The 7,461-nt window shown below is 62.5% G+C and carries 7 protein-coding genes; 1 reads left to right on the top strand and 6 read right to left on the bottom strand.

The features are described 5' to 3' along the window. On the top strand, positions 1–198 hold a 198-nt coding region (locus tag A2J01_RS37015), incomplete at its 5' end, for a hypothetical protein (protein WP_231915897.1). 169 nt (positions 199–367) lie between these two features. Here the strand turns inward: A2J01_RS37015 and A2J01_RS24375 are convergent. The 6 genes from A2J01_RS24375 to A2J01_RS24350 all read right to left on the bottom strand — a co-directional run. Continuing rightward, positions 368–1,582, bottom strand: a complete 1,215-nt coding sequence (locus A2J01_RS24375; RefSeq protein ID WP_003942419.1) for a cytochrome P450 — start codon at positions 1,580–1,582, stop codon at positions 368–370. Next, on the bottom strand, positions 1,579–2,112 hold the full coding sequence (locus A2J01_RS24370) for a PaaI family thioesterase (RefSeq protein WP_003942418.1): 534 nt from the start codon (positions 2,110–2,112) through the stop codon (positions 1,579–1,581). Before A2J01_RS24370 ends, A2J01_RS24375 begins: the two co-directional genes overlap by 4 nt. Positions 2,113–2,385: 273 nt before the next feature. Next, entirely contained in the window at positions 2,386–4,017 is a 1,632-nt protein-coding gene (locus tag A2J01_RS24365; protein ID WP_003942422.1) for a fatty acid--CoA ligase, read from the bottom strand. Positions 4,018–4,100: 83 nt separating this feature from the next. After that, positions 4,101–5,168: a BtrH N-terminal domain-containing protein gene (locus A2J01_RS24360; RefSeq protein WP_003942427.1), complete on the bottom strand. Its 1,068-nt coding sequence runs from the start codon at positions 5,166–5,168 to the stop codon at positions 4,101–4,103. A 38-nt stretch (positions 5,169–5,206) separates the two neighbouring features. Beyond that, positions 5,207–6,043, bottom strand: coding sequence for an SDR family oxidoreductase (locus A2J01_RS24355; RefSeq protein ID WP_003942425.1), 837 nt, complete (start codon positions 6,041–6,043; stop codon positions 5,207–5,209). Beyond that, positions 6,040–7,461: aldehyde dehydrogenase family protein (locus A2J01_RS24350; RefSeq protein WP_064113773.1), on the bottom strand; the 1,422-nt coding region annotated here is incomplete at its 5' end. The genes A2J01_RS24355 and A2J01_RS24350, both read right to left, overlap by 4 nt.

Raw genomic sequence — 7,461 nt, 5'->3', positions numbered from 1 at the left:
ATCGTCGACGGTTACACGCTGGTGCTGGCGTGTCTTGTGCTGCCTGCCGGAGCAATCGGTGACCGTTACGGGCGTCGCGGTGTGCTGGTCACGGGGCTGCGGTATTCTCTCTCCCGGCCCCGCCACCAGCCGCTCACATGTACCACACGCGCACGCTCACGTCTACCACACGCGCAGGCCGTAAACTCGTCTCCCTGAGCATGGATCTGACAAACTGGTTCCGGTCGCGCCGTGCAAGCGAGTCGGCGCCCGACCTGCGAAGCCTAGGAAAGGCTGCGCTGACACTGCGACTCCGATCGATTGAGGTGGTTCGGTCGGGTTCAACTCCCGAGACTTTGAGCCCTTCTGGTGGGGGGTAGGGGAGGGCTCATCTGGTTGCCACCTTTAAACTCGATAGCCCGCGGAAGGATAGCCCGGTACGCCAGCGAGGCTGTTCGACGAGCTGGAGACCGGGAAAACGAGCCACCAGGATCGGGAACAGTAGGGATCCTTCGAGCCGGGCCAGCGGCGCGCCGAGACAGAAGTGAATGCCGGCGCCGAACGACAACGGTGGGACTCCGGTTCGGGTGATGTCGAGCTTATCCGGGTCACAAAATCGGTCCGGATCTCTGTTGGCCGCCCCGAGCAAGGTCAATACGATCTGACCGGGATGTAGATCGACTCCTGCCAGCCGTGTCGGCTCGAGCACCGTGCGCCCGTTGGTCTGGACGGGGGAGTCGTAACGCAACAATTCTTCGACGGCATTGCTCGCCAAGTCGGGCCTGGCACCCAGTTCGCGCATTTGGTCGGGGTGAGCGAGCAGCGCGGCGACGCCGTTGCCGATGAGGTTTGTGGTGGTTTCGAACCCTGCGGCGAACAACAGAATCGCGGTGCCGACGCATTCGTCGTCATCCAGGATGTCGTCGCCGTGCGCGACGGCGAGTCGGCTGAGTAGGTCATCGGCGGGGCGGGCGCGTTTGACCGCCAACAGGTCAGCGAAATACATGGCAAGTTGGTTCTCGGCTTCACAGGCGGCGGTCAGAGCCTCAACATTGGCTCCGGGTTCCAGTGAGGCGAGCAGGGCACGCACCAATGGCGCGGCAACTGCCCGATCGGCCGCGGGAACTCCCAGAAGTTCGCCTATCACATTCACAGGCAGCGGGAGCGCCAGATCGGTGATGATGTCGACGAAGACCTGTACCTCCATGACGTTAAGTAGGTGATGGATCTGTGTGATGATGCGGCTGCGCAACTCGTCAATGTGTCGAGGGGTGAACACGTCGGCCACCAGTCGACGCAGCCGGTGATGGTCAGGGGGGTTACGGAACAGCATGGTGCGCCGGAATCGATGCATGGCCCGACGTTGCAGCTCGTCAGGGATCTCGGACAAGCCGAAGCCCAGCGACTCGTCGGCCTTGCCGAGTCTGCGGTCGCGGAGCGCCGCCGCGCAATCGTCGTAGCGACTCAATACCAGCACCCCCGATCGCGTAACCAAGACGGGGCGCGTCTCTCGCAGCCGTCGGAACGCTTCGTAAGGTCCGGCTGCGCCGTGATCGGTGAGTAAGGCGTCCAGGAGCAGTTCCCTCTCGGTCGGTACATTCATGCTTGCCTCTTAGTATTCGCCTGTGACTGCAGGAAATGTTCGACGTCGACCAGGATGAACAGGGCGGTCGCCGTGGTGACCGATCGACCCTCTATATCCTCGATCCTGGCCGCGAGATTCAATTTCCGGCCATCGCGAGACCGTGTATCGGCGTGCAGGGTGTAAGGCGTGGCAAGCAGAACCGGCGCGAGGTAGTCGAGTTCGAGACGGCGCGTCACGCCGAGTTCTCCGACCGTGTAGAGCAGGAAACCGAAAAGATCGTCGATTACGGTCGCCACCGCGCCGCCGTGTGCTATCCTGGGCGCCCCTACGTGACGTTGGTCGAAGAGGTGGTGAGCAACGACGCCGTCTCGGCAACGCCGTACCGACAGGTAATGCCCGTGCGGGTTCGTCGGCCCGCACCCAAGACAGTTGGGGTGGTGGGGTGGCAACTCAGGCGAGCTAGATTCTTCCAGCGGCCGGAATGAGCGCACCCAGTCCTCCATGTCTGGGTCGACCGACCCCCCGACCGCATCCGAAGCTTTGCCCATGGTCCGACCTTCCTGTCGATGAAACCGCGCTTAATGCCGGTCTCGAGTGTGACCGTTATGCAAATACACCTGAGCGCACTCCGGAGAGTGCGGTGGCAGCCCTTCGCTCAACTCCACGTTGGTCAGGCGAGGTGTCCCGCCCAACGGGAGATCACGACCCCATCTCCTTCACCAGTGCCGTAGTCTGCGATGGACGCCGGTGTCGTGAAAAACTTCCCGCCCCGCGTTCCATCTGCCTCGTCCTATTCAGAACTCCGGTTGGAAAAAAATTTCCTAGATTTCGATGACAGCTAGCTCTCCTTCGGCGTGCAGGGAGCGTAGGCGCTTCTTGTCGAACTTGCCGACTGAGGTCTTGGGCACCTCGGAGATGAAGCACCAACGCTCGGGCAGCCACCACTTGGCGACCTTGCCGTCGAGGAAGTCGCGCAGACTAGCAGGTGTGGGCTCGCGGCCCTCACGTGGAACGATCACCGCGAGGGGGCGTTCTTGCCACTTCTCGTCCGGCACTCCGATCACAGATGCCTCGAGCACGTCTGGATGACCGGCAAGCAGCAGTTCGAGCTCGACCGAGGAGATCCACTCCCCGCCGGACTTGATCACGTCCTTGGCGCGGTCGGTCAGCGTCACGAAATTGCGTGCATCGATCCGCCCGACGTCGCCGGTGCGTAACCACCCTTCCTGAAACTTCTCACTGTCATGCTCCTCGCCGACGTACGAGCCGGTAATCCAGGGCCCGCGTGCTTGCAACTCACCGACCGCTTCGCCGTCGTGCGGGAGCTTATTGCCCTCGTCGTCGACAATCCTCAGCTCCACCCCTGCAACCGGGCGGCCTTGGGTGGCGCGCAGGCGCCAGCGCTCCTGCACATCGAGCGATACCGGTGGGCGTGCGATGGCGGCCAGCGGCGAGGTTTCGGTCATTCCCCATGCCTGGACGACCTGCACGCCGTACCTCTCCTCGAAGGCCTCCATCAGGTGAAGGGGTACTGCGGAACCACCGCAGGCGACCAGACCGAGAGAGGAGATGTCATAGCTGGAGTTTGCCTCCAAGAAGTTTAAGACGTCATTCCAGATCGTCGGAACTGCGCCCGCGACGGTCGGCCTCTGCGCGTCGATGAGCCGCACCAGCGGCTCAGCCTGCAGGAACCTGTCAGGCATGAGTAGGTCGGCGCCCGACATAAGGGCGGCATAGACTAGTCCCCAAGCGTTGGCGTGGAACATCGGCACGATGGCAAGGATCCGATCATCGCAGCTGACTCGCAGTCCGTCGGCGGCGCAGGCCGCCATCGAATGCAAGTACGTCGACCGGTGGCTGTAGGCGACCCCTTTGGGGTTGCCGGTGGTACCCGAGGTATAACACATAGCGGCTGCGGACTGCTCATCGAGATCAGGCCAGTCGAACGTATCGGACTGAGAGGCGAGGAACTCCTCGTACCCCACGACCCTGACCCCGTCACGGTGCAGCGGGGTAAGGTCCACTTCGCCGGTCACGACGACGGTGTGCACGCTGGTGAGCTGCAGCAGTACAGGGGCCAGCAAGGGCAGCAGGCTTCCATCGAGAATTACGACCTGATCCTCGGCGTGGTTGCCGATGTAGACAAGTTGATCAGGGGTGAGACGTAGGTTCAGGGTGTGCAGCACTGCGCCCATCGAGGGCACCGCACAGTAGGCCTCAACATGCTCCTGGTTGTTCCACATAAAGGTCGCAACACGCTCATCGCCTGTGATCCCGCAACCGCGCAATGCGTTGGCCAACTGTGCGGCTCTCCGTCCGACTTCGGCGAAAGTGCCGACCTTAACGCTCCCGTCGGACTGCAAGGTCCGTACGGTTGCCGAGCTATGCACACTCGAACCGTGGCGCAGAATCGCCGCAGTTGTCAAGGGAAAGTTCATCATCGTGCTCTGCATACCATTCCTTCATTCGATAGTGCCTGCGAACGAACAGCGATCCGCAGATCAATTCACCGGGCGTCCTGGTTAACAGCGGGCTGTCAGAGACCTGCAGCCGTAAGTGAGGTTGAAGCCAATTCCAGGGACTCGACCAGGTTCGACTCGAGTTCTGGTAGTCGGCTAGCCGCCGTGACCACCGCCGCTAAGCGAGCGCGCGCATCAATGTCGCGTTGGGTCCCGGCACGTGCAGTTTCGGTCCATGCCTGCGCACAACGGCTGGCGGCGACGGCGAGGTCGGCGGTGGCTAGATCACCGGTCAGGCGTGCGACATCCGCGCAGCCATCGGCGAGCAACCGGCGGAATAGGCCGCCGCCGGTGCCCGCCTTCTCGATGAAAGCGCCCAGACTGAACAGGAAGATCTCAAGATCTCTTGTCGGAAGGTCTGCCCAGGCTCGAAGGTCGGCCGCCAACTGCTCGACTGCAGCTAGCCCCTCGGCCCCGGCCTCCATGGTCGTGAGATCAACGATCCCCGGCTGTGACGGGTGGCGCATGTTGGCCGCGGATTGGCGAAATGCCTCTGCCGCCACTGTTGCCATGTCTGGCAGCGCGCTCGGCCAGGTGATGCGGTATGTACAGTGGCGCGTCGGTTGAGGGAAGGACGTCGAGGAACGCGCCCGAGCCAGCGAATCGAGCGGGACTTCCTGCACCTCGGCGCGATCATTGTCTACGACGAAGGCAATCCCCTTAGCTTCGTCGTAACCGATCACCACGATGTCGTGGCGACTCATCTGCAACTGGACCTGCAGGTACGGTAGCTCGGCTATGTCGCCCCACACCAGGCTGGGTCTGCCTGCGTCGATCTCGTCGAGAACCCAAGACCATCCCTCACTGGGATCGTCGGTGGTGAGAACGTGGACCTGTCCGCCTAGCCGGCGGGGTAGATCGATTTCGAAGTCGGCCCCTCGTCCCACCAAATACAATGGTGGAACCAGGTCATTCGATCGGAGGTACGCTAGCCCCAGCGAGCCGCCGAGTGCGAACACCAGACCTTCATCGGGTGGCCCTTCCCACCCCAGTCCATGCCAGTGCAGAAGATCCCGCATTGCGCCAGAACCACAGTGCCCCCCGATCTGATGGGGGTAGTCCTTGATCAGGATCTTGCGGGGCATGTATCTTCCTTTTCTGGGTGGTGGGTTCGAAGACCAGGTCAGTTGTTCCGAATTCTGTCCAGGTAGGCCTGACGTGCCCCCATGTCCACGTCGTCGAGGAATACAGAGTCTGTGTCCAGGGCCGATCCGAGCCTGGTGGCGAGCCGTTCGGGGACGAACTTCATCGCTGCGACCATGCTCCCTGCGAGGCGAGTGACGCGCACGAAGGGCCGCGGTTTCTCGATCAGTTCGCCTGTCACTCGAGCGATTTCCTCGGGCTCTGCATTGCGCAGTCCCTTGGCTCCTGCTGTCCCAGCAACGAGTTCGGTGTTGGTGAACGTGGGCCGCACTGTGGACAGCCGCACGCCTGACTTGCGGTATTCCAGTCGCGCCGCCTCCGTGAATCCGATGACCGCGAATTTGGTGCCGCAGTAGGTCGCCAGACCGGGGACGGCGAGCTCGCCGGCCAGTGATGCGGTGTTGATGATGTGTCCAGTACGACGAGGGAGCATCCGTTGAAGGGCGAGTTTGGTCCCAAAGATGACTCCCAGGACGTTGATCTCGACCTGCCGCCGGGTCACCGCGTCGTCTTCCTCGTGGGTGTGCCCGGTGGGCATGATGCCCGCGTTGTTGATCAGCACGTCGAGGGGGCCGAGGTCTCCCTCGACTAGGTCGAGAAAGTCTTTGAACGAGTCAGGGTCGGTGACATCGAGGCGGGTGACAACCTTAACCCCCAGTTCGGCGGCGGTCTCCTTAGCACGTGCCTCGTCGATGTCGCCGATGGCCACGCGGTGACCTCGTCGGATCAGCTCCTTCGCGGTCTGGTAGCCGATGCCGCGGGCTCCCCCGGTGATCGCCACTGTTTTCGCGGCGGTATGGGGATTGTGTGTCGTCACTTGCTGTGCTCCTTGTTCAGGCCGAGGCGTTGTCGTAGACCGCGACCGGCTGCTGCACGCAATACTTTTTCGGCGATGGCCGTACGTCGGGAGGTGTACGGGTACCACGTGAGTTCTCGTGTCAGGACAGGGATCCGCGGCTCGGTCACGGACTGGACCCGGCAGTATTTGTGAAGTCCGTAGGCGCCGCCTAGTCGCGCACCGATACCTGAGGCCTTCCATCCACTGTGCGGCAGTGTGGTGGCGAAGAGGTTGCTGAAGACGTCGTTGATGTTGACTGCACCCGCGTCCAGACGTTGTGCGATACGCCGCGCACGAGCATGGTCGCGGGTCCACACTGTGGCAGACAAGCCGAACGCCGAGTCGTTAGCCAGGTGGATGGCCTCGTCCTCGTCCGCGACACGCATCACAGGGATCGTGGGGCCGAAGGTCTCCTCGGTCATGCAGGCCATTGTGTGGTCGACGCCGACCACAACGGTTGGAGCGTAGTAGTTCCCGACCGCGCTTAGGGTTCCGCCGGCCAGTACCTGCGCACCTGCCGCCACTGCCTGGCTGACGTGGCGATCGGCTATCTCGACCTGTCTCGCCGTGACCATCGCACCTACGTCGTCACCTGCCGCGGCACCTTGGGTAAGTGACCGTACTCGTTGAGCCAGCCGGGCCACGAACTCGTCGTAGATCTCAGAGACCACATACACCCGCTCGACTGAGATGCAGACCTGCCCCGCGTTGAACAGACCGCCCCACGCGATCCCCTCCACAGCACGAGCAAGGTCGGCATCCTCCAGCACGATCGCCGGATCTTTACCACCTAACTCCAAGCTCACAGGCTTCAATTGCTCGGCACAGCGGATCGCGATTGTCCTCCCGGTGGCTGTCGAGCCCGTGAACTGAACGAAGTCAGCGGCGTCCACGACCGCAGCACCTGCTTCGCTAGCACCCACAACATGCGCCAAAACTGGTGGGGCGCCGATCTCGTGCCAGCCCTCGACGACTCGTGCACAGGTCAGTGGCGTCTCTTCCGAGGACTTCGCCAGGACTGCGCATCCGGCAGCCAGCGCAGGAGCTGCATCCATGAGGAAGAGGGTGATCGGGAAGTTCCACGGTGTGATGAGCCCGACAACCGGGTACGGGTGGTAGGTCTTGGACAACCGTTTCGGCAGACTTAGCAGACCTGCGGATCGGACTTGCTCGTCAGCGAGAAACTTCTCGGCATGGTTTGCGTAGTAGGTGATGAACTCGCACGATGCTGTCGTCTCAACCAGGGCGTCGGGGCGCACCTTGCCTGTTTCGGCTTGCAGCAGATCGGTGAGTTCGTCGGTGTGAGCCAGGATCCAGTCTCGCCAGCGATGCAACCATCGGGAGCGTTGCCGCGGGCTTGCCTGAGCCCACCCGAGCTGAGCGCGGCGGAGATCGGC

This window comes from Rhodococcus sp. EPR-134 (assembly GCF_001647205.1).
In the GTDB taxonomy this organism is placed as follows: Bacteria; Actinomycetota; Actinomycetes; order Mycobacteriales; family Mycobacteriaceae; genus Rhodococcus_F; species Rhodococcus_F qingshengii.
Note: the sequence above shows the minus strand (reverse complement) of the source record. Positions and strands in the feature narration are given on the sequence as shown.